We start from the raw sequence: 20,422 nt of genomic DNA, 5'->3' as shown, positions 1-20,422 counted from the left end.
TTGCCGCAGGGGTGATAAGCACAGCGTTATCCCCCCTGCATGGCGGCGTTGAGAGCTGTGTGGTCATCCTAATACGCTTTGCCCAGCACGGCCATTTAACGACAAAGCCCGCGACCCGCACCTTGCAAAGGGTGCTGGCCGCGGGCTCGCGGTGTGTTGCGCAGCAGTGCAATCAGGCCAGGCCGATTTCCACTGTGTCATCCTGCAGGCGTACCGGCCAGGTGCGCAGCTGCTGCTCCGGGTATTCCAGGCAGGTGCCGTCCTCCAGGCGGTAGTGCTGCTTGTACAGCGGCGCGGCGATCACCAGGTCGCCACCCAGGCTGCCGACAATACCGCGGCCGATGACGTTGGCGCCGGACTTGGGGTCGCGGTTGTCCACGGCATATAGCTGCTTGCCGCTGGCCTCGCCTGGCAGATAGAACAGCGCCACCTGGGCGCCGTCGACCCAGGCGACCACGCCGGAGTTGGCCACCAGATCGGCACGGCTGCACAGGGCGCGCCATTGCACGCGGGTTTGCTCGACTGTTGCGGTTGCGCTCGACTGGCCCATCAGACCACCTCCTCGGCTGGAATAAGTTGCAGTTCGGCGGCGCTGATCGGGCGACGCTGGCCACGCTCCTCGACGAACTGGATATCCGGGTCGCCGCCTTGCTGGTTGACGAAGGTGCGGAAGCGCTTGAGCTTCTCCGGGTCTTTCAGGGCATTGGCCCATTCGCACTCGTAGCGGTCGATCACCAGCTGCATCTGTGCTTCCAGTTCGGCGGCGAGATTCAGGCTGTCGTCGATGATCACTTCCTTCAGGTAATCCAGGCCGCCTTCCAGCGACTCGCGCCACACCGAGGTGCGTTGCAGACGGTCGGCGGTGCGCACGTAGAACATCAGGAAACGGTCGATGTAGCGGATCAGGGTGGCGTCATCCAGATCGGTGGCGAACAGCTCGGCATGGCGAGGACGCATGCCGCCGTTGCCGGCCACATAGAGGTTCCAGCCATTCTCGGTGGCGATCACGCCAACGTCCTTGCTCTGCGCCTCGGCGCATTCGCGGGTGCAGCCGGAGACGGCGAATTTGATCTTGTGCGGCGAGCGCAGGCCCTTGTAGCGGTCCTCCAGCAGCAGCGCCATGGCCACGCTGTCCTGCACGCCGTAGCGGCACCAGGTGCTGCCCACGCAGGACTTCACCGTGCGCAGCGACTTGCCGTAGGCGTGGCCGGTTTCGAAGCCGGCGGCGATCAGTTCGGCCCAGATGTCCGGCAGTTCGTGCAGCTGCGCGCCGAACAGGTCGATGCGCTGGCCGCCGGTGATCTTGGTGTAGAGGTCGTATTTCTTCGCCACCGCGCCGATGGCCAGCAGGCCGTCCGGGGTGATTTCGCCACCGGGAATACGCGGCACCACCGAGTAGGTGCCGTTCTTCTGCATGTTGGCCATAAAGGTGTCGTTGGTGTCCTGCAGCGGCACCAGCGCCGGATCGGTGATCGAGCGGTTCCAGCAGGAGGCGAGGATCGAGCCCACCGCCGGCTTGCAGATATCGCAACCGACATGGCCGCGGCCGTGCTTGGCCAGCAGCGCCTCGAAGCTCTCGATGCCTTCGACGCGGACGATGCCGTACAGCTCCTGGCGGGTGTAGGCGAAGTGCTCACAGAGGCTCTTGTCCACCACCACGCCGCGGGCGGTCAGCTCATGCTCGAACACCTGCTTGAGCAGTGCCGAGCAGCCGCCGCAGCCAGTGGCGGCCTTGGTGCAGGCCTTGAGCCCGGCCAGGTCTCCGCAGCCGGCGTCGATCGCCGAGCAGATCGCGCCCTTGCTGACGTTGTGGCAGGAACAGATGGTGGCGGTGTCCGGCAGGGCGTCGGCGCCCAGCGCCGGGGCGCCTTCGCCTTGCGGCAGGATCAGGCAGGACGGGTCGGCCGGCAGCTTGATGCCGTTCTGCACGTACTGCAGCAGGGTGTCGTAGTAGCTGTTGTCGCCGACCAGCACGGCGCCGATGGCCTGCTTGCCGTCAGCCGATACCACCAGGCGGCGGTAGCTGGCGTTGGCTTCGTCGATGAAGCGGTAGCTGCGCGAACCGGCGGTGGCGCCGTGGGCATCGCCGATGGAGCCGACGTCGACGCCGAGCAGTTTGAGCTTGGTCGACATGTCCGCGCCCATGAACGGCTCGCTGTCCTCGCCACACAGCTGGGTGGCGACGCTGCGGGCCATCTGGTAGCCCGGCGCGACCAGGCCGAAGATACCGCCGTTCCACGCCGCGCACTCGCCGATGGCGTAGATCGCCGGGTCACTGGTGCGGCACTGGCTGTCGATGGCCACACCGCCGCGCGGGCCGAGTTCCAGGCCGCACTGCTTGGCGATGGCGTCCTGCGGGCGAATGCCGGCGGAGAACACGATCAGGTCGGTTTCCAGGAATTCGTCACCGGCGAAGTTCATCCGGTAGCGGTACTCGCTGCCGGGCGTGATCGACTGGGTGCCGCGCGACAGGTGCACGCTGACGCCCAGGGCTTCGATCTGCGCCTTCAGCGCCAGGCCGCCGTGGTCGTCCAGCTGCACCGGCATCAGGCGCGGGGCGAATTCCACCACATGGGCTTCCAGGCCCAGGGACTTCAGCGCGTTGGCCGCTTCCAGGCCGAGCAGGCCACCACCGACCACTACGCCACGGCGCGCGCTCTTGGCGGCGGCCTGGATGGTGTCGAGGTCGGCCAGGGTGCGGTAGACCAGGCGCGAATCGCCCTCGGCGCCTTCAATAGGCGGCACGAAGGGGTAGGAGCCGCTGGCCAGTACCAGCTGGTCGTAGGGGAAGCTGCCTTCGGCGGTGATCACTTCGCGGCGCTCGCGATCGATCTCCAGCACCGGCACGCCCAGGTGCAGGGTCACGCCCGGCGTCTGGTACAGCTCGGCACCGCTGAGGGCCAGGGATTCGGCATCACGGCCGGTGAAATACTCGGAGAGGTGCACGCGGTCATAGGCGCGCAGCGGCTCTTCGCTGAACACATGCACGCGGTACTGCGCCAGCGCGCCGCGATCGATCAGCTGCTCGACGCAATGATGGCCGACCATGCCGTTGCCGATGATGATCAGCCGCTGCTGGTCAGTGGAGGTATCTGTGCTGTTCATGGCATTTCCCGGCCGAAGCTCATCAGGTTTTTCTGCGGCAATAAAAAAAGCGCCTGAAACCTTGCGGTTTCAGGCGCCTTTGCCTGTTCATTCGCGATGGATAACCAGGCTGCTGTGCCTCGCTCACCGCCACACCCAAGGCCGTTAGGCCGTCGATCACCGTTGATCGCTGGGTGGCCCGGCCGCTTGTGTGCGCCGGGTTTGCCTGAGCTATGCAGCGCTTGTGCCAGGTTTGCCAAAGGCCCTGTTCATGAGGCCTCAGCCCTCTGCGCACGGGCTTTGCCAGTGGCTGGGCGGAGTTCTCAGACGCGGCGTGAGCCCTGGTTATCGGTTCGCGGCGTGTGCAGAAATGGGGCGTATGCCTTGAGTTGGTGCGCGCAGGGACGCGAAGCTGTCTGTGTCCGCTGACGCAACAAGCTTGCTGCAGATCAGCTGTTGCCCTGCGTCGATTGACTATGCTCGGGCCCATCTCAACCAGCAAGGCATGGCGACGCAATGACGGAGAGCCAGGTGGATGTGGTGATAGTCGGCGGTGGCCAGGCGGCGCTGGGCGTCCGGCATGGAGTGCAGTGAGCATGGAACTCTTCGCCTGGCTCAACGCCCAGCTGCTGCGCATGGACTGGCTGGCCGCTCTGGTGCGCCTGTTGCTGGAGGAGGGCCTGGGCCTGGATACCGCCAGCCGCGTCGGCGCCAGCGTGCATTTCTTCATCTATGACGTGATCAAGATCTTCATCCTGCTCGGGGTGCTGATCTTCAGTATTTCCTGGGTGCAGAGCTACTTTCCGCCAGAGCGCACGCGGCGCATCCTCGGCGGCCTGCGCGGGGTGCGCGCCAACCTGATGGGGGCGCTGCTCGGCACTGTCACGCCGTTCTGTTCCTGTTCGTCGATCCCGCTGTTCATCGGCTTCACCAGTTCCGGGCTGCCGCTGGGAGTGACCTTCGCTTTTCTGATTTCTTCGCCGCTGGTGGACCTGGCCTCGGTGATCCTGCTGGCGAGCATCTTCAATTGGTCGATCGCCCTGGCCTATGTGCTGCTGGGCATCGTCCTGGCGGTGCTCGGTGGCAGCCTGATTGGCCGCGCACGCATGGAGCGCCATGTCGAGGCCTTCGTCATGCACAACAAGGTGCTCGATCTGCCGGCCAGCCAGCTGAGCCGCCGCGACCGCCTGCAGTTCAGCTGGGAGCAGGTGCGCGAGGTGTTCGGCCGGGTCTGGCTGTATGTGCTGATCGGCGTGGGCATCGGCGCGGCGATCCACAACTGGATTCCCCAGGACATGGTGCTGGCACTGCTCGGCGAGGACCGCTGGTGGGCGGTGCCGCTGGCCACCCTGGTGGGTGTGCCCATGTATGCCGACATCTTCGGCACCCTGCCGATTGCCGAAGCGCTGGTGGCCAAGGGCGTCGGCCTGGGCACCGCGCTGGCCTTCATGATGGCGGTTACGGCCCTGTCGTTGCCGTCGCTGATCATGCTCAAGAAGGTGGTGAAGGGCCCGCTGCTGGCGCTGTTCTTCAGCATCGTGCTGGTCGGCATCATGCTGATCGGCGTGCTGTTCAACCGCTTTGCCTACCTGCTTATCTGACCCGCAAGGAGTGTGTGCATGATCATCAAGATTCTCGGTTCCGGCTGCAAAAAGTGCATCAGCCTGACCGAAAACACCCAGCAGGCCCTGCACAACCTGGGGCTGACGGCGCAGGTGGTGAAGATCACCGACTTCGCCGAGATCGCCGCCCATGGGGTGATGTCGACCCCGGCGCTGGCCATCGACGACCAGGTGGTATCGGTGGGCAAGGTGCTCACGGCGGCCGAGGTCGCCGAGTTGCTGCGTGCCGACTGAGCCTCGGGTCGGCTCGCACGGCAGCGCTGCCGTGGCCAGCCATACTCGTTAGCAGAAGCGCAGGCTCAACGGCCTGCATTCACGCCATCGCAAGGGAGTCCGGCTCGTGGAGTTCAAGGATTACTACCAGATTCTCGGCGTCGACAAGGCCGCGGATGCCGACGCGATCAAGAAGGCCTATCGCAAGCTGGCGCGCAAGTATCACCCCGACGTGAGCAAGGAGGCCGACGCCGAAGTGCGCATGAAGGAGGTCAACGAGGCCTATGCGGTGCTCGGCGACGTGGAAAAGCGCGCCGCCTACGACCAGCTCGGCGGGCGTTACCAGGACGGCCAGGAGTTCCAGCCGCCACCGGGGTGGGACAACGGCTTCGAGTTTTCCGGAGGCGATTTCTCTGCTGCGGATCTGGGCGAATACAGCGACTTCTTCGCCAACCTGTTCGGTCAGGCCGGCCGTGGTCGCCACCACCAGGGCTGGGCGCAGTCGATGCGCGGCGAGGACCACCACGCCAAGATTGTCATCGAACTGCGCGATGCCTATGCGGGGGCGACGCGCACCATCAGCCTGCGCCAAGCGCGCGCCGATGCCCAGGGCCGGGTGAGCATGCAGGAGCACAGCCTCAACGTGCAGATTCCCAAGGGCATTCGTGAAGGCCAGCAGATTCGCCTGACCGGCCAGGGTAGCCCGGGGTTCGGCGGTGGGCCGGCCGGGGATCTGTACTTGGAGGTGCATTTCCAGACGGATCCGCATTACCGGGTGGACGGCCGCGATGTCTACGAGACCCTGCCGGTCACGCCCTGGGAAGCGGCGTTGGGCGCGAGCATCGAGGCGCCGACGCCGTCCGGCAAGGTGCAGGTGAAGATTCCCGCCCATTCGCAGACGGGGCGCAAGCTGCGCCTCAAGGGCCGTGGCATTCCTGGCGAGCCGGCGGGTGATTTGTACCTGCTGCTGGAAGTCGTCCTGCCACCTGCGGATACGGAAAAGGCCCGCCAGCTCTACGCCATGATGGCCCAGGAGCTGCCCTTTAACCCGCGCCAGACCATGGGGGTGTGAGCCATGCCATCGATCGAGATCATCACCAGCATTGTCGTGGATGAAGTCACTCTGGACCTCGACGAACTGGCCCGCGCCTGCGCCGTCGAATCGGTATGGATAGTCGAACGGGTTGAGGCCGGCCTGCTCGGCGCATTGAATCGGCAACAGCCGGCCGACTGGCGCTTCAGCAGTGCCGAGTTGGCTCGCGCCCGGCGCCTGGTAGCGCTGGAGCGCGACTTCGACGCCAACCCCGAACTGGCCGCCCTGGTCACCGACCTGATCGAGGAAGTGGCACGGCTCAAGGGGCGCCTCAAGGCTGCCGGTCTGGACTGAGCCTGTTCCACGTCTCGCTCGGGTTCGCGCCGTGCCGCCTAATGGCGGATAAGCAAAGCGTTAGTTGCCATAAGGAGTGTTGCCATGATGGTAAGCGAACTGAAGGCGTTCCTGATCTGGAGCTCCATCATCAACTACGGGGTGCTCTTCCTGTGGTTTGGTGTATTCGTGTTTGCCCATGATTGGGTGTATCGCATGCATACCCGGTGGTTCAAATTGTCCGTAGAGAGTTTTGATGCCCTGAACTATGGGGGCGTTACCGTGTACAAAATCGGGGTTGTTCTCTTCAACCTGGTGCCGTTAATCGCGCTTTCCATCATTTTTTGAAAGCGGGAATGGCACCACGTGGCGGGTGCTACGTGGCCTTAACTCGCTTGGGGTCACCCTGCGCCAGGACTCAAGTCCTCACAGAGGGGAAAACTGCGCAGCAGTTTCCGCCGATGAGCCTGGCACCGGAGACTGTGCGAGCGTCCTAGCGTGCCAGCCCCTTGGCATGCCTGGGCAGACCCAGAGAGATCAGCGCCGCCGCCAGCACGAAGGCCGAGGAAATCCATAGGCACGCTGCCAATCCATAAACCTGGTAGACCCAGCCGGAGAGCAGGGTGCCTAGCAGCCGGCCGAGGGCGTTGGACATGTAGTAGAAGCCCACGTCCAGCGACACGCCGTCTTCCTTGGCATAGCTGACGATCAGGTAGCTGTGCAGCGAGGAGTTCACCGCGAACAGCACGCCGAACAGCAGCAAGCCGCCGAGCAGCACCCAGTGCTCCGATCCGTCGGCTTGCAAGCCCAGGGCGATGGCTGCCGGCAGACCGGCCAGCAGTGCGGCCCAGATGAAGGCGGCGCGGCCGTCCGGGACCTGGCCGCTGCGCTTGCCGGTAATCGCCGGGGCGAACGACTGGATGATGCCGTAGCCGATCACCCAGCAGGCGAGGAAACCGCCGACCAGCCAGAAGTCCCAGCCGAACACGCTGGACAGGTACACCGGCAAGGCCACCACGAACCACACATCGCGGGCGCCGAACAAGAACAAGCGGGCGGCCGAGAGGATGTTGATTGCCCGGCTTTTGGACAGTAGCTCGCGGAACTTGGGTTTGGCTTTGGCCTTGCCCAGATCTTTCTGCAGCAGCCACAGGCTGGCCAGCCAGATCAGCGCCAGCGCGGCGGCCATGCCCAGCACTGCGCCAGTGAAGCCGAGCAGGGCGAGCAGGGCGCCACCGAGGAAGAAGCCGACGCCCTTGAGCGCGTTCTTCGAGCCGGTGAGAATCGCCACCCACTTGTACAGGGTGCCTTGCTGGCTATCGGGTACCAGCAGCTTGATCGAGCTCTTGGCGCTCATCTTGTTGAGGTCCTTGGCGATGCCCGACAGCGCCTGCGCGCCCATCACCCAGGGCACTGTCAGCCAGGCGGCCGGTACGGTGAGCATCAACAGCGCCGCGACCTGCAGGCCGAGACCGAGGTTCATGGTGCGATTCAGACCCAGGCGTGCGCCCAGGTAGCCACCGAGCAGATTGGTGACCACGCCGAAGATTTCGTAAAACAGGAACAGCGCGGCGATCTGCAGTGGCGAGTAGCCGAGGCTGTGGAAGTGCAGCACCACCAGCATGCGCAGGGCGCCGTCGGTGAGGGTGAAGGCCCAGTAGTTGCCGGTTACCAGCAGGTACTGGCGGATTTCTGGCGATAGCTGTGAGAGCGGGCGCATGGGTGTTTCCTGAGTGTTATACGGGGCCTGGGCCCCTCTCCCCAACCCTCGGCTTTGGCATCCTGCGCCGCCCTACCTCCTGCATCCTTGCAGTCGTCTCCCCCAAAGGGGCGAGGGGGTTGCTCGTGTGGGCTGGATGCCGCGTGGGCTTGTCTCCCCTCTCCCGTTCACGGGAGAGGGGCCGGGGGAGAGGGGTAGCCCGGATGTAATCCGGGGTGGACATTTCCCCCAACGTCCCGGATTGCATCCGGGCTACGTTTAGCCGGCTATCCCGACCATCCGCGCCAGCTCCACGGTGCGGTTGGCGTAGCCCCACTCGTTGTCGTACCAGGCATAGATCTTCACCTGGGTGCCGTTGACTACCAAGGTCGACAGCGCATCGATGATCGAGGAGCGCGGGTCGGTGCGGTAGTCGATGGACACCAGTGGGCGTTCCTCAAAACCGAGGATGCCAGCCAGCGGGCCGTCAGCCGCAGCCTTGAGCAGGGCGTTGACCTCATCGGCCGTGGTGGCGCGCTCGACCTCGAATACGCAGTCGGTCAGCGAGGCGTTGGCCAGTGGCACGCGTACGGCGTGGCCGTTCAGCTTGCCGCGCAGTTCGGGGAAGATCTCGGCAATCGCCGTGGCCGAACCGGTGGTGGTGGGGATCAGGCTCATGCCCGAGGCGCGGGCGCGACGCAGGTCCTTGTGCGGCTGGTCGAGGATGCTCTGGGTGTTGGTCAGGTCGTGGATGGTGGTGATCGAGCCGTGGCGGATGCCGAGTTTTTCGTGGATCACCTTGACCACCGGCGCCAGGCAGTTGGTGGTGCAGGAGGCGGCGGTGACGATGCGGTGCACGGCCGGGTCGAACAGCTGCTGGTTGACCCCCATCACCACGTTGAGTGCGCCGGCCTCCTTCACCGGGGCGCTGACCACCACGCGTTTCACGCCCTGATCCAGGTAGCCCTGCAGCACTGCGACGGTCTTCATCTTGCCGCTGGCCTCGATCACCAGGTCGCAGCCGCTCCAGTCGGTGTCGGCGATGGCCTTGTTGGCCGTGACCTTGATCGACTTGCCGTCGATCACCACGCAGTCGCCGGCGCTGCTCGCTTCATGCTGCCAGCGTCCATGCACCGAATCGAAATTCAGCAGGTGGGCGTGGGTGGCGGCGTCGCCGGCCGGGTCGTTGATCTGCACGAACTCCAGCTCCGGCCAGCCCCAGGCGGCGCGCAGGGCCAGGCGTCCGATGCGGCCGAAGCCGTTGATACCAACTTTGATGGTCATATGGGATTTTCCTGAGGGGATTGATGTGGGCGTTATCTAGCAGCAGGCCGTGGCACGTGCGGGGCGGCCATCCATGCAGTGCAGACGCTGGGTGACAGGGTTGAGCCAGTCGCGGTTGGCCTCCAGAGTGGTGCGCAGGATGCTCAGCACCCATTCCGGCAACTCGGGGTGCAGGCGGTAGTACACCCACTGGCCCTGGCGGCGATCGGCCAGCAGGCCGCAGGTACGCAGTTGCGCCAGGTGGCGGGAGATCTTCGGCTGGCTTTCGTCCAGGGCGCAGGTCAGTTCGCACACGCACAGCTCGCCTTCGCCGGTGACCAGCAGCAGCAGGCGCACGCGGGTGTCATCGGCCAGGCATTTGAAGACGTGGGTGGGAGTCATGGCAGGAATTCTTCATATCTGTTTTGCCAAATATATGGATATTCGAATATTTGGTAAACCCACTTGTAGAGCGTGTGGCTCATGAAACGCGCAATTGGCCCAGGTTTCTCGCTGCAAAGTGATCAGGCATTTTTTCGAAATGCCTCACAGCCCGGCCATCTCCCTCGGCACGGCAGTGGGTAATGGGCTTAGAATCGCCACCCTCAAGAACGACTCTGGAAAGGATGCCATGTCGACTTCGCTGCACTCGCCTGCGCCTTGCGCGGCCCCTCTCCTGATTTTTCAGCCATCCATTCCCTGTGGATGCGCTGCGCGCCCTCGCCTGATCGAGGTCCACGTCCTGATCTAACAGTCTTATCTGACCGACCTGGCAGCTTGCCGGGCGGCTCGGCGGTCTATCTGCTGCTGATCTGAGCCCAGGGTTCAATTCTTCAGTGCTTTAAGGCGGTGCCCCTTCCCCGGACACCGCCTTCTTTTTGCCCGATGACTTTGTCTCGGCTGGCGAATCCAGGCGCTAGGGTCTGTTCCCGTTTCGTTCGCGAACCGCGTTGCTGCGCAAAATCGCGCCAGGCTAGGAGCGGGACGCAGGCAATGGCATTCCCTTGGTAAGTCCCGCAACGACGCATGGCGCGATTTTGCGCGCAACCCGAAGGGACGGGCCTGTTTTCGCGCGTGACGTCGTTACTCGACGGCTCATTTGGACGACCAAACCTCGCGTCTCGCGCCTAGCCCCGCGCAAAAACAGGCTCCGTCGCGGCCGTGAACGAAACGGGAACAGACCCTAGGGAGTGGTTTGTGGCTTTCCCTGGCGCGCGGCTCTGGCTAAGCTCGCGTTTCCGCAAACGCAGCAGAGGCTTTCCCATGGCGCAGCAACGGCCAGCCGCAGATATCGCCCGCCTGATCCTCGACGGCTTCGACGACTATCGCGAGCATTTCCGTGAGATCACCAATGGCGCCCGCGCGCGCTTCGAGCAGGCGCTGTGGCAGGAGGCGCAGGCCGCTTCGGCTGCGCGGATCAACCTCTACGAAGAGAAAGTCAGCGAAGTGGGTGAGCGTCTGCGGGCCAGCTTCAGCGACGAATTCCTGCTGGATGTTGAACTGTGGCCCCTGGTGAAAAGCGCCTACATCACGCTGATTGACCAGCGTTTCGACGATGAGTTGGCGGAAACCTGGTTCAACTCGATCTTCTGCGGCCTGTTCAGCCATGACCAGATCAGCGATGGCTGCATGTTCATTCACACCACGCGGCCGTCCCTGCGTCCGCAGACCAGCGCCCCGCAAACGCGCAGCTACAAGCCGCAGGGCAATCTGCAGCAGGCCTTGCATGCGGTGTTCAGTGACTACCGCTTCAGCGTCGGCTTCGAGAACCTCGAACGCGATATCAACCGCCTGGAAGGGCAGCTGCGCAATAACCTGCCGGACTGGGTGTGCAAGGACCCGGAGCTGTGCATCGAGCTGTTTTCCTTCACCCTGTACCGCAACAAGGGCGCCTACCTGGTCGGGCGCATCTTCACCCGCGACGAGCAGTGGCCGCTGGTCATCCCCTTGCTGCACCGCGAGGGGCAGGGCATCCAGATCGACACCTTGATCACCGACGAGGCGGAAGTCTCGATCATCTTCTCCTTCACCCGTTCCTACTTCATGGTGCGGGTGGAGATTCCGGCGGAGTTCATCGGCTTCCTCAAACGCATCCTGCCGGGCAAGCACATCGCCGAGCTGTACACCTCAATCGGTTTCTACAAACACGGCAAGTCGGAGTTCTATCGCTCGTTGATCAATCACCTGGCCAGCACCGATGACAAGTTCATCATGGCGCCGGGCGTGCGCGGCATGGTCATGAGCGTGTTCACCCTGCCGGGCTTCAATACGGTGTTCAAGATCATCAAGGACCGCTTCTCGCCGTCGAAGAACGTCGACCGCGCCACGGTGATCGAGAAGTACCGCCTGGTGAAGAGCGTCGACCGGGTCGGGCGCATGGCCGATACCCAGGAGTTCGCCGACTTCCGTTTCCCCAAGGCCAAGTTCGATCCCGAGTGCCTGGCCGAACTGCTGGACGTGGCACCGTCCACGGTGGAGATCGAAAACGGCGATACCGTGCTGATCCGCCACTGCTGGACCGAGCGGCGCATGACCCCGCTGAACATCTACCTGGAACATGCCAACGAGGCCCAGGTGCGCGAGGCGCTGGAAGACTACGGCCTGGCCATCAAGCAGCTGGCAGCGGCGAATATTTTCCCCGGCGACATGCTGCTGAAGAACTTCGGCGTGACTCGTCATGGCCGGGTGGTGTTCTACGACTACGACGAGATCTGCTACCTGACCGAGGCCAACTTTCGGCGTATTCCGCCGCCGCGTTATCCGGAAGACGAGATGGCCTCCGAGCCCTGGTATTCGGTGGCGCCGCTGGATGTATTCCCCGAGGAATTCCCGCCGTTCCTGTTCGCCGATATCGGCCAGCGTCGGCTGTTCAGCCAGTTGCATGGCGACCTGTACGACGCGGACTACTGGAAGGGCCTGCAGGAAGCGATTCGCGCTGGCAAGGTGATCGATGTGTTCCCCTATCGGCGCAAGGAGTTCGCCGACAGCATTCAGTGAGGCGGCGCTGATCTGCGACAAGTTACCTCGTCCTGGCGCGAGCTAGCCTATGCTCAAAGGTAGTGGCTGCAGTTGCAGCCCTACCGCTTTGTTCACGGCAGGAGGACGTCGCATGAAAGCCCGATTGCACAATGCTGTTCGCCAGTTTCTCACCGTGCTGGGCCTGATCGAGCCGCCACGCATGCAGCCGATCCCGGTGCGTAGAGAGCCGCCGCGCGACCCGCGCAAATCCACGCATTGACGCTAGAACGCGAGTAGACCGGTAGGCGCAAGACCTACCTGTTCGAGGCCCGTTGCCCTCTGCCTGGCAGAGAGTAATGGCTTGCCTGTGGTGTGGGGCATGGCTCGGGTGATGTTGGGCTAATGGCACACTTTAAATGGTGTTTTTGCACGGCTGTGCTAGACCCTATTTGTGTGAGCTGGAAGTCCACCGTCAACCTTGTCCAAGGATGATCCCCATGCGTCAAAATCTCCCTGTATCCCAGCGGGAAAGAACCTTTCCTGCGGCCGAACGCCTTATTTCAACGACCGACCTGAACAGCAATATCACTTATTGCAACGACGCCTTTGTCGAGATCAGTGGGTTTTCCCGCGAAGAGCTGATCGGCCAGCCGCATAACATGGTGCGCCATCCGGACATGCCGCCCCCGGTATTTGCCCACATGTGGGAAACCATCAAGCAAGGCAAGCCCTGGATGGGCGTGGTCAAGAATCGCTCGAAGAATGGCGATTACTACTGGGTCAGCGCCTATGTCACGCCGGTCTACGAGAACGGCAAAATGTCCGGTTATGAGTCGGTTCGCTCGGTGCCCACTGAAGAGCAAAAGAGGCGCGCCGAGAATCTCTATGCGCGTTTGCGTGCCGGCAAGCCGCCTGTGCCCAACCTGGAATACCTGACCTATGACCTGTTGCGCTCCTGGCCGCTGATTCTGGCCGGCCTGGTCATTCTGGCGGGCCATTCGGTGCTGAGCGGTTTCTGGCTGCTTCTATTCATCTTCGTGGTGATGTTCGGTCTCGGCTCTTACCAGCTGTACAGCAAGCGCCAGCTGATTCGCAACACCCTGGCCGAGCACCCCAAGGCCTTCACCAGTGCCCTGGTCGCCCTGACCTATAGCGACAATCGCGGCGCCCAAGCACTGCTCGACATGGCCATGATCAGCGAGGAGGCGCGTCTGCAGACCGCCCTGACCCGCCTGGAAGATGCTGGCGAGAGCGTGCGCAAGCGCGCTGCACAATCCGCCGAGCTGTCGCGCTCCGGCGCCGAACTGCTGGATCAGCAGCGCAGCGAGACGGACCAGTCGGCGACGGCGATCAACCAGATGGCGGCCACCATTCAGGAAGTGACGCACAACGTGCAGAACACCTCGCATGCCGCCGAAGAGGCAGACCGTCTGGCGCAGCAGGGCCGTCATCTTGCCGATAGCAGCCTGCAGGCCATGCAGCATATGGCGGGTGCCGTGCAGGAAATCGGCCAGGCAGTGAATGACCTAGCCAGCTCCACCCAATCGATTGGCAGTGTGGCTGACGTCATCACCTCAATCGCGGAACAGACCAATCTGTTGGCCCTCAACGCGGCGATCGAGGCGGCGCGAGCAGGTGAGCAGGGCCGAGGCTTTGCCGTGGTGGCCGATGAGGTGCGGGCCTTGGCTGGGCGTACTCGTGAATCCACGGAACAGATCCACCAGATCATTGCTTCCCTGCGCAGTGGGGCGGAGCGGGCGGTGCAAACCGCCGGCAGGGGCGAGGCGATTTCGCGCGAGAGCGTGCAAAGCGTCGAAGAAGTGCGTGAGGCGCTGGTGGGTATCAGCACGGCGGTGACCCGCATCACCGGCATGAGCCAGCAGATGGCCGCTGCTTCGGAACAGCAGAGCCATGTTGCCGAGGACATCAGCCGGCAGATTACCCGCATTGCCCAGCTCTCCGATCACAGCGCCGGCCAGGCGCAGCAGGGGGCAACGATTGGACGGGAGCTGGAGCAGATGGCCGAGTACCTGCACAGCCTGGCGGAACGCTTTAACCGCTGAACCAGATAGGTGTCAGACGACAAGACCCGGCACCGGCCGGGTTTTGTTTTTTCAGCTGCGCAATTGTGTTGTTTGCCAATAACCCGTGGCTGAGGCGCAGGCTGAGCGTTATGGGTTCAGGCTCGCCGCTTTTGCCACGCTGAATAGATTTCGCCGCGCGGCTGGCCAACGGCCGCCGTGCTACGACTGCGTTGGCTGAAGCGGCTATGGCACACTGCGCGGCCCAAGGAGTGTCCGTATGTCCCGACCCCGCTGCGAGCGTTGTGTTCGACCGCAGAACCATTGCCTGTGTCACCTGATTCCGAGCCTGCCAAGCCGTACACGGGTGTTGATCTTGCAGCATCCGGACGAGGTGGCGCATGCCCTCAACACCGCTAGGTTGGCGGCATTGGGGCTGATGAATGCCGAACTCAAGGTGGGCGAGGTGTTTGCCGATCTGCAGCAGTGGCTGAGCAGTGAGTATCGCGCCTGCCTGTTGTTCCCCGGGGAAGAGGCGCAGGAGCTGCCGTTGGCCAGCGTGCCGAAGGATGATCGCCCGCTATTGCTGGTGGTGCCCGATGGCACCTGGCGCAAGGCACGCAAACTATTGCATCTGAATCCGCTGCTGGCTGAGCTGCCACGGGTCTGTTTGCCGGCGGGCCTGCAGTCACGCTATCGCCTGCGCAAGGCGCCGGGGGAGGGGGCGCTGGCCACGATCGAGGCAATCACTGTGGCCCTGAACCTGCAGGAAGAACCGGCCTGTTTCGATGAGCTGCTGCGACCGTTCGAGGCACTGATTGAGGGGCAGATTGCAGCGATGGGAGAGGAAACTTTTCTGCGCAATCACCAGAAGTCGTAGCCCGGATGTAGTCCGGGCGTTTTCGTGTTCAGTTCGGCAGGGTCCCGGATTGCATCCGGGCTACAGCATTGCTCACCGTTCGCGCAGCGCTTCCGAGCGGGCTTTGAGCACGGGCTTGAGCAGGTAATCCAGCACGCTCTTCTCGCCGGTGATGATGTCGACGGTGGCCACCATGCCTGGAATGATCAGCAGGGGGTGTTCCTTGGTGCCCAGGTGACTCTGGTCGGTGCGTACCTGGATCAGGTAGAAGCTGTTGCCTTCCTCGTCGGTGATGGTGTCGGCGCTGATCAGTTCCAGTTTGGCCTTCAGTCCACCATAGATGGTGTAGTCGTAGGCGGTGAACTTGACCATGGCCTTCTGGCCGGGGTGGAGGAAGGCCACATCCTGCGGGCGTACCTTGGCCTCGATCAGCAGGTTGTCTTCCAGCGGTACCACTTCGACCATGGCATCACCCGGCTGGACCACGCCGCCAATGGTGTTGACCTTGAGCAGCTTGATGATGCCGTACACGGGGGATACCACGGTGGTGCGGGTTACCCGGTCATCGATGGCCACGCTGGTAGAGGTGATCTTCTTCAGCTCGGTGCGCATCTCGTTGAGTTCCTTGAAGGCATCCGAGCGAAAGGCCAGCTCGGATTCCTCAATGCGGCTCTTGATCTCCTCGATGGCCGACTCGGCGCGCGGGATGGCCAGGTTGGTTGCATCCAGGGAGCCGCGCACCTCGACGGCGCTACGGCGCAGGCGGAGGATTTCCACCTGGGAGATCGCCCCGGTTTCCACCAGTGGCTGCGACATGTTCAGCTCCTGCTGGAGCAGCCCCAGGCTGGAACGGTATTGCTGGGACTTGGCGCGAAATTCGGCGAGTTCCTGGGTCTTTTGCTGCAGCTGTTCGCGCAGGGTGTTCTGCTCGCTGTGCAGGCGTTGCTGGCGCGCGCCATACAGCGCCATTTCGTCTTCGACCAGTTGCGGGGCTTGTTTCACCAGCTCCTCGGGCAATGCCAGTGGGCGTCCTTCGGCTTCGGCGCTGAGGCGCTCCACGCGAGCGACCAGGGCCATGCGATCGGCTTCGCTCTCGCCACGGTTGGAAAGAAAGCGGGTGTCGTCGAGACGCAGCAGGGTATCGCCCTTGTTCACCACCTGGCCTTCGCGCACGAAAATCTCGGTGACGATGCCGCCTTCCAGGTTCTGGATGACCTGTATCTTGCTGGACGGAATGGCTTTGCCTTCGCCGGTGGTGACTTCCTCCAGTACGGCGAACTTGGCCCAGATCAGCGCCACCAGCAGGCAGGCACTGACCGACCACACCGTGGCCCGGGCCAGCCAGGGCGAGTCTTCCAGAATGGCACCGTCTACTTCGGGCATGAACTCGGTGTCCTGCTTGTGTTTCTGCAGGCTGCCGAAGTAATCGCGGATCGATTGAGTCAGTTCCATGCACGACCTCCACAGGGTGGCGCGCTTTATACCGCCGCCGGGCCGACGCGACCCTTGCGCAGGGCCTCGATCACCGCTTCTTTAGGGCCATCGGCGACGACATGGCCATTGTCGAGCACCACCAGGCGATCGACCATGCTGAGCATCGAGGCGCGGTGGGTGATCAGCAGTACGGTCTTGCCCTGCGCCAGGCTGTGCAGGCGGTTGCGCAGGATGTCTTCGCTGGTGTTGTCCATGGCGCTGGTCGGCTCGTCGAACAGCAGAATGGGTGGGTCGAGCAGCAGGGCCCTGGCCAGCAATACGGCCTGGCGCTGGCCGCTGGAAAGCAGCTGGCCGCGCTCCCCCACCGGGCGATCGAAACCTTGCGGGTGTTGCCGGGCCAGTTCGGAAACCCCGGTCATTTCTGCCACTTCGAGCATGCGCGTATCACTGACATAGCGGGCGCCCAACGTCAGATTGTCGCGCAAGCTGCCCGATAACAGGGGCAGGTCGTGGGCGACATAGCCGATCTGGTGGCGCAGGTCGGCGACATCCAGCTGGCGCAGATCGAGGCCGTCGAGAAGAATCTGGCCTTCGTCCGGGCTGTAGAAGTTCATCACCAGCCGTGCCAGCGTGCTTTTGCCCGAGCCGCTACGGCCGATGATGCCGATTCGCTCGCCGGCATTCATGCGCAGGCTGACTTTGATCAGGGCCGGGGTGCTCTGGCCCGGATAGCTGAAGCTGACCTGGCGTATATCGAGTGCGCCTTTCAGATGGGTACGTTCCAGTGGGCGCTGCTTGGCCTCGCGTTCCTGCGGCAAAGCCATCAGCGCATCCGTGCTGGTCATGGTCAGGCGTGCTTGCTGGTAGCGGGTGATCAGCCCGGCGATTTGCCCTAAGGGGGCGAGTACGCGGCTGCCGAGCATGTAGCAGGCCACCAGAGCCCCCACGCTGAGGTGCCCGGCGATGATGATGTAGACCCCGGAGACTATGGTGGCCATGCCGGCGAACTGCTGGAAGAACATGGTGCCGTTGGTGGCCAGTGACGCGAGGAAGCGACTGTGGTTATCCAGGCGGGTGAGGGCGCCATGGGTTTTTTCCCAGTGATGCTGACGCTCGCTTTCGGCGCTGCAGGCCTTGAGGGTTTCCAGGCCGCTGAGGGTCTCGATCAGTAGCGCCTGGCGCTCGGCGCCCAAGGCGAGACTTTTCTGTACGGTGTCACGCAGGCGCGACTGGATCACCAGGGCGAAAATGGCAGTAATCGGGAAGGCCAGCAGGGGAATGACCACCAGCCACCCCCCCAGCAGGCCAATGACCACGATCATGAGGATGGAGAAGGGCAGGTCGATCAGGCTGGTCAGGGTGACGGCGGTAAGGAATTCGCGCAGGCCCTGGAAGTCGTGGATGCTCTGGGCAAACCCGCCGATGGTGGCTGGTCGTGCCTTCATCGACATGCCGGTGATGCGCTCGAACAGGGTGGCGGATAGCACCACGTCGGTCTTCTTGCCGGCAATATCGAGTAGATGCGCCCGCAGTACGCGCAGCAGCAGTTCGAAACCGCTGCCGATGAACAGGCCGATGACCAGCACCCACAGAGTCGACGTGGCCTGGTTGGGCACCACGCGGTCATAGGTTTGCATGACGAACAGCGGCACCATCAAGCCCAGCAGGTTGATCAGCAGGCTGGCGAGCACCGCGTCGGTATACAGCCAGCGTGACAGTTTGAGGGTGTCGCGAAACCAGGCGTCTATGCGCGGTACCAGCGGTGTGCGGACATCTTCCAGTTCATGCCGCGGCCGGGCGAAGAAAGCCTGACCGGAATACTCCAGCAGCAGGTGTTCCCGGCTGACCCATTGCTCGCCGCCTTCTGCTTCGCACGGCAGGATCAGTAGCTGGTTCTTGGGGCCGAACTTGCGTAGCACGGCACTGCGGCCGTCTTTCAGCAATAGCAGTACGGGAAGGTTGAGCGGTGAGATGGCGGTGAGGTCACGGCGCAATATGCGCCCTTGCAGGCCGGCCCGTGCTGCTGCACGTGGCAGGAGTTCAGCGCTCAGGCGTTGTTCCGGCATGGGCAGGCCGGCGGTAAGGCTGGCCCGGCTGGCGGAGCAATCATGCAGGTTGCAGAGAATCAGTAATCCATCCAGCAGCGGGTCATCGTGACTTTGCCGCTGGTCGTCGGAAGGCTTCCGTTCCATGGTGGTCAAGGTCACTACTCCTGAGAGGTTGCCTGGAAACAGCGGGTGAATCGTTTCCAGGCAATCTCTTCGCCGGGTTTACTTCATTTCCGGCAGGCGTGCCTCACTTTTGATCTCGGTGAGTGCTACAGCTTCAGCCGGGAGTACGACGTTCTGCTTCTTCAACAGATCGCCCGTGGCGGAGATCACGCGGTACATGGAGAACTCTTCGGTGTAGCGCACCTCGGTATAACGGCGGTTGGCGGTGAAGAGTTCGTTTTCACTGTCCAGCAGGTCGAGCAGGGTGCGTTGGCCGAGGCTGAACTGCTGTTGATACGCCTCGCGTACGCGTGAGGTGTAATCAGCATAGTCACGCGCCTTGGGAGTTTGCAGGCGGGCGTTTTCCATGGCGTTCCAGGCCAGGGCCAGGTTCTCGTTGAGAACGCGCAGGGCATTGTTGCGAATGTCCATCGACTGGTTGATCTGGTGCGCCGCCGATTGCAGGCGGGCCTTGTCGCGCAGGCCGTTGAACAGGTTGTAGTTCATCACCACAGCTGCGCGCCAGGTGCTGTAGTGGCCTTCATCACCCTGGGTGTTGTCATCGGCGGTGGTGGCCAATTCCAGATCGAAGCGCGGATAGAAGGGCGACTTGGCGACTTCATACTGCTTCTCTGCGGCATACACATCGGCTTGTGCTGATTTCAGGTAAGGGTTGTTGTCCATTACCGTTTGCCGGGCAACGCCGAGATCCTCGGGGACTTCACCCTTGATCGTGCCTGGTTGTTCCAGTTCGTCGGGCATGCGCCCGGTAGCGCTGAAGAAGTTGGCCTGGGCGTCGGCGAGGTTGACTTGCTCGGTGTAGAGGTTGTTCTCCGCCAGTGCCAAACGCGCTTCGGACTGATCGAGGTCGGCAGTGCTGCCCACGCCCCGTTCGCTGCGCAAGCGGATCTGGTCATGGATGCGTTGGTGGGCCTGCAGGTTGTTCTCGGCCAGGGTCACCATTTCGCGGCGCTTGAGTATGTCCAGATAGACCTCGACGGTACGCAGGGCCAGGCTTTCGGATGTACCCAGCACATAGTAGGCGCGGGAGTTCACCACGGCTTCAGTGCGCGCCACCTCGTTTGGGGTGTTGAAACCATCGAACAGCATCTGCCGCAGGCGCAGTTCGGCGTCGCGGTAGTTCAGGGTTTCCTTGTTGTGATCGCCAAGAGCACGAGTGCTTGGGCTGTCGGTTTGTTCGCGACCATAGCCGGCCAGCAGGTCGACGGTTGGCAGGTAGCCGCCCTTGGCAACCTTGACCTCTTCATCGGAGACAAGGCGGTCATTCATGCTGGCGTGCAGTTCGGGGTGGTTGTCTACCGTGCTTTGAATCGCCTCTGAGAGGGTCATTGCCTGTGCCTGGGTACAGGCAATCGCTAGCAATATGCCTTGGCAGAGCGGTGTAAGAACGCGCATGGGGTAGTTCTCCTTATTTATATGCTTAGTTCCGATCGCCAGAATAATGACGCTTTTTCCTGAAAGCGTGTTTCAGGCCTGTAACATCACAGCTAAGAACATCTTTAAGAGTAGCTAAGAAAAAATTGGCGCAAGATTTATGAGAAAAAAGTCTTATGCACTCTGTGAAAAGCAGCACATTGTTTCTCCTGTAAGCCGCGAGAAATGAGGCTTCCAGCTCATTTTGCGGTAAAGGTTGGTGGTCAAGCGCAGTTTGGAGCATAAGGGCGAAGAGGTA

Annotated in this window: 17 protein-coding genes; 9 read left to right on the top strand and 8 right to left on the bottom strand. The window is 62.8% G+C overall.

What is annotated here, in order from left to right:
• Positions 1-172 precede the first annotated feature (172 nt).
• The gene (gene nirD / locus HNE05_RS13720; protein WP_173208341.1) at positions 173-550 is read right to left on the bottom strand and encodes a nitrite reductase small subunit NirD; all 378 of its coding nucleotides are present in this window, start codon (positions 548-550) and stop codon (positions 173-175) included.
• Positions 550-3,105, bottom strand: a complete 2,556-nt coding sequence (nirB, locus tag HNE05_RS13715; RefSeq protein WP_173208338.1) for a nitrite reductase large subunit NirB — start codon at positions 3,103-3,105, stop codon at positions 550-552. The genes nirD and nirB overlap by 1 nt, the downstream gene beginning before the upstream one ends.
• A 575-nt stretch (positions 3,106-3,680) precedes the next feature.
• Here nirB and HNE05_RS13710 point away from each other — a divergent pair.
• From HNE05_RS13710 to HNE05_RS13690, 5 genes are all read left to right on the top strand, one after another.
• On the top strand, positions 3,681-4,685 hold the full coding sequence (locus tag HNE05_RS13710) for a permease (protein ID WP_173208335.1): 1,005 nt from the start codon (positions 3,681-3,683) through the stop codon (positions 4,683-4,685).
• Positions 4,686-4,703: 18 nt separating this feature from the next.
• Positions 4,704-4,940, top strand: coding sequence for a thioredoxin family protein (locus HNE05_RS13705; RefSeq protein ID WP_173208332.1), 237 nt, complete (start codon positions 4,704-4,706; stop codon positions 4,938-4,940).
• Between the two features lie 106 nt (positions 4,941-5,046).
• Positions 5,047-5,991 (top strand): DnaJ C-terminal domain-containing protein, encoded by a 945-nt coding sequence (locus HNE05_RS13700; protein ID WP_173208329.1) that lies wholly within the window; start codon positions 5,047-5,049, stop codon positions 5,989-5,991.
• A 3-nt stretch (positions 5,992-5,994) separates the two neighbouring features.
• The gene (locus HNE05_RS13695) at positions 5,995-6,306 is read left to right on the top strand and encodes a chaperone modulator CbpM (protein WP_173208326.1); all 312 of its coding nucleotides are present in this window, start codon (positions 5,995-5,997) and stop codon (positions 6,304-6,306) included.
• A gap of 84 nt (positions 6,307-6,390) precedes the next feature.
• A complete protein-coding gene (locus tag HNE05_RS13690) occupies positions 6,391-6,633 on the top strand; it encodes a DUF6868 family protein (RefSeq protein WP_173208323.1) in 243 nt (80 codons plus the stop codon).
• Between the two features lie 145 nt (positions 6,634-6,778).
• Here the strand turns inward: HNE05_RS13690 and arsJ are convergent, their stop codons facing one another.
• From arsJ to HNE05_RS13675, 3 genes are all read right to left on the bottom strand, one after another.
• Positions 6,779-8,005, bottom strand: a complete 1,227-nt coding sequence (arsJ, locus tag HNE05_RS13685; RefSeq protein ID WP_173208320.1) for an organoarsenical effux MFS transporter ArsJ — start codon at positions 8,003-8,005, stop codon at positions 6,779-6,781.
• Positions 8,006-8,263: 258 nt separating this feature from the next.
• Entirely contained in the window at positions 8,264-9,268 is a 1,005-nt protein-coding gene (locus HNE05_RS13680) for an ArsJ-associated glyceraldehyde-3-phosphate dehydrogenase (RefSeq protein ID WP_173208317.1), read from the bottom strand.
• Between the two features lie 36 nt (positions 9,269-9,304).
• Positions 9,305-9,649, bottom strand: a complete 345-nt coding sequence (locus tag HNE05_RS13675; RefSeq protein ID WP_173208315.1) for a metalloregulator ArsR/SmtB family transcription factor — start codon at positions 9,647-9,649, stop codon at positions 9,305-9,307.
• An 861-nt stretch (positions 9,650-10,510) separates the two neighbouring features.
• On the opposite strand from HNE05_RS13675, the gene aceK reads away from it, so the two are divergent.
• From aceK to HNE05_RS13660, 4 genes are all read left to right on the top strand, one after another.
• On the top strand, positions 10,511-12,244 hold the full coding sequence (gene aceK / locus HNE05_RS13670; RefSeq protein ID WP_173208312.1) for a bifunctional isocitrate dehydrogenase kinase/phosphatase: 1,734 nt from the start codon (positions 10,511-10,513) through the stop codon (positions 12,242-12,244).
• 112 nt (positions 12,245-12,356) lie between these two features.
• Positions 12,357-12,485, top strand: a complete 129-nt coding sequence (locus HNE05_RS20580; RefSeq protein WP_275678588.1) for a PA1414 family protein — start codon at positions 12,357-12,359, stop codon at positions 12,483-12,485.
• Between the two features lie 217 nt (positions 12,486-12,702).
• A complete protein-coding gene (locus tag HNE05_RS13665) occupies positions 12,703-14,268 on the top strand; it encodes a methyl-accepting chemotaxis protein (RefSeq protein ID WP_173208309.1) in 1,566 nt (521 codons plus the stop codon).
• Between the two features lie 238 nt (positions 14,269-14,506).
• A complete protein-coding gene (locus HNE05_RS13660; RefSeq protein ID WP_173208306.1) occupies positions 14,507-15,106 on the top strand; it encodes a tRNA-uridine aminocarboxypropyltransferase in 600 nt (199 codons plus the stop codon).
• Between the two features lie 72 nt (positions 15,107-15,178).
• On the opposite strand, the gene HNE05_RS13655 is transcribed toward HNE05_RS13660, so the two are convergent.
• The 3 genes from HNE05_RS13655 to HNE05_RS13645 form a co-directional block, all read right to left on the bottom strand.
• Positions 15,179-16,537, bottom strand: coding sequence for an HlyD family type I secretion periplasmic adaptor subunit (locus tag HNE05_RS13655; protein WP_173208303.1), 1,359 nt, complete (start codon positions 16,535-16,537; stop codon positions 15,179-15,181).
• A gap of 26 nt (positions 16,538-16,563) precedes the next feature.
• Positions 16,564-18,711: a type I secretion system permease/ATPase gene (locus HNE05_RS13650; RefSeq protein ID WP_420827008.1), complete on the bottom strand. Its 2,148-nt coding sequence runs from the start codon at positions 18,709-18,711 to the stop codon at positions 16,564-16,566.
• A gap of 78 nt (positions 18,712-18,789) precedes the next feature.
• A complete protein-coding gene (locus HNE05_RS13645; protein WP_173208296.1) occupies positions 18,790-20,145 on the bottom strand; it encodes a TolC family outer membrane protein in 1,356 nt (451 codons plus the stop codon).
• Positions 20,146-20,422: the final 277 nt, after the last annotated feature.

Source organism: Pseudomonas campi (assembly GCF_013200955.2).
GTDB classification, from domain to species: Bacteria; Pseudomonadota; Gammaproteobacteria; order Pseudomonadales; family Pseudomonadaceae; genus Aquipseudomonas; species Aquipseudomonas campi.
Note: the sequence above shows the minus strand (reverse complement) of the source record. Positions and strands in the feature narration are given on the sequence as shown.

Coding starts and splice junctions, on each gene's coding strand:
- nirD (WP_173208341.1), bottom strand. CDS start 550: ATGGGCCAGTCGAGCGCAACCGCAACAGTCGAGCAAACCCGCGTGCAA.
- nirB (WP_173208338.1), bottom strand. CDS start 3,105: ATGAACAGCACAGATACCTCCACTGACCAGCAGCGGCTGATCATCATC.
- HNE05_RS13710 (WP_173208335.1), top strand. CDS start 3,681: ATGGAACTCTTCGCCTGGCTCAACGCCCAGCTGCTGCGCATGGACTGG.
- HNE05_RS13705 (WP_173208332.1), top strand. CDS start 4,704: ATGATCATCAAGATTCTCGGTTCCGGCTGCAAAAAGTGCATCAGCCTG.
- HNE05_RS13695 (WP_173208326.1), top strand. CDS start 5,995: ATGCCATCGATCGAGATCATCACCAGCATTGTCGTGGATGAAGTCACT.
- HNE05_RS13690 (WP_173208323.1), top strand. CDS start 6,391: ATGATGGTAAGCGAACTGAAGGCGTTCCTGATCTGGAGCTCCATCATC.
- arsJ (WP_173208320.1), bottom strand. CDS start 8,005: ATGCGCCCGCTCTCACAGCTATCGCCAGAAATCCGCCAGTACCTGCTG.
- HNE05_RS13680 (WP_173208317.1), bottom strand. CDS start 9,268: ATGACCATCAAAGTTGGTATCAACGGCTTCGGCCGCATCGGACGCCTG.
- HNE05_RS13675 (WP_173208315.1), bottom strand. CDS start 9,649: ATGACTCCCACCCACGTCTTCAAATGCCTGGCCGATGACACCCGCGTG.
- aceK (WP_173208312.1), top strand. CDS start 10,511: ATGGCGCAGCAACGGCCAGCCGCAGATATCGCCCGCCTGATCCTCGAC.
- HNE05_RS20580 (WP_275678588.1), top strand. CDS start 12,357: ATGAAAGCCCGATTGCACAATGCTGTTCGCCAGTTTCTCACCGTGCTG.
- HNE05_RS13665 (WP_173208309.1), top strand. CDS start 12,703: ATGCGTCAAAATCTCCCTGTATCCCAGCGGGAAAGAACCTTTCCTGCG.
- HNE05_RS13660 (WP_173208306.1), top strand. CDS start 14,507: ATGTCCCGACCCCGCTGCGAGCGTTGTGTTCGACCGCAGAACCATTGC.
- HNE05_RS13655 (WP_173208303.1), bottom strand. CDS start 16,537: ATGGAACTGACTCAATCGATCCGCGATTACTTCGGCAGCCTGCAGAAA.
- HNE05_RS13650 (WP_420827008.1), bottom strand. CDS start 18,711: ATGGAACGGAAGCCTTCCGACGACCAGCGGCAAAGTCACGATGACCCG.
- HNE05_RS13645 (WP_173208296.1), bottom strand. CDS start 20,145: ATGCGCGTTCTTACACCGCTCTGCCAAGGCATATTGCTAGCGATTGCC.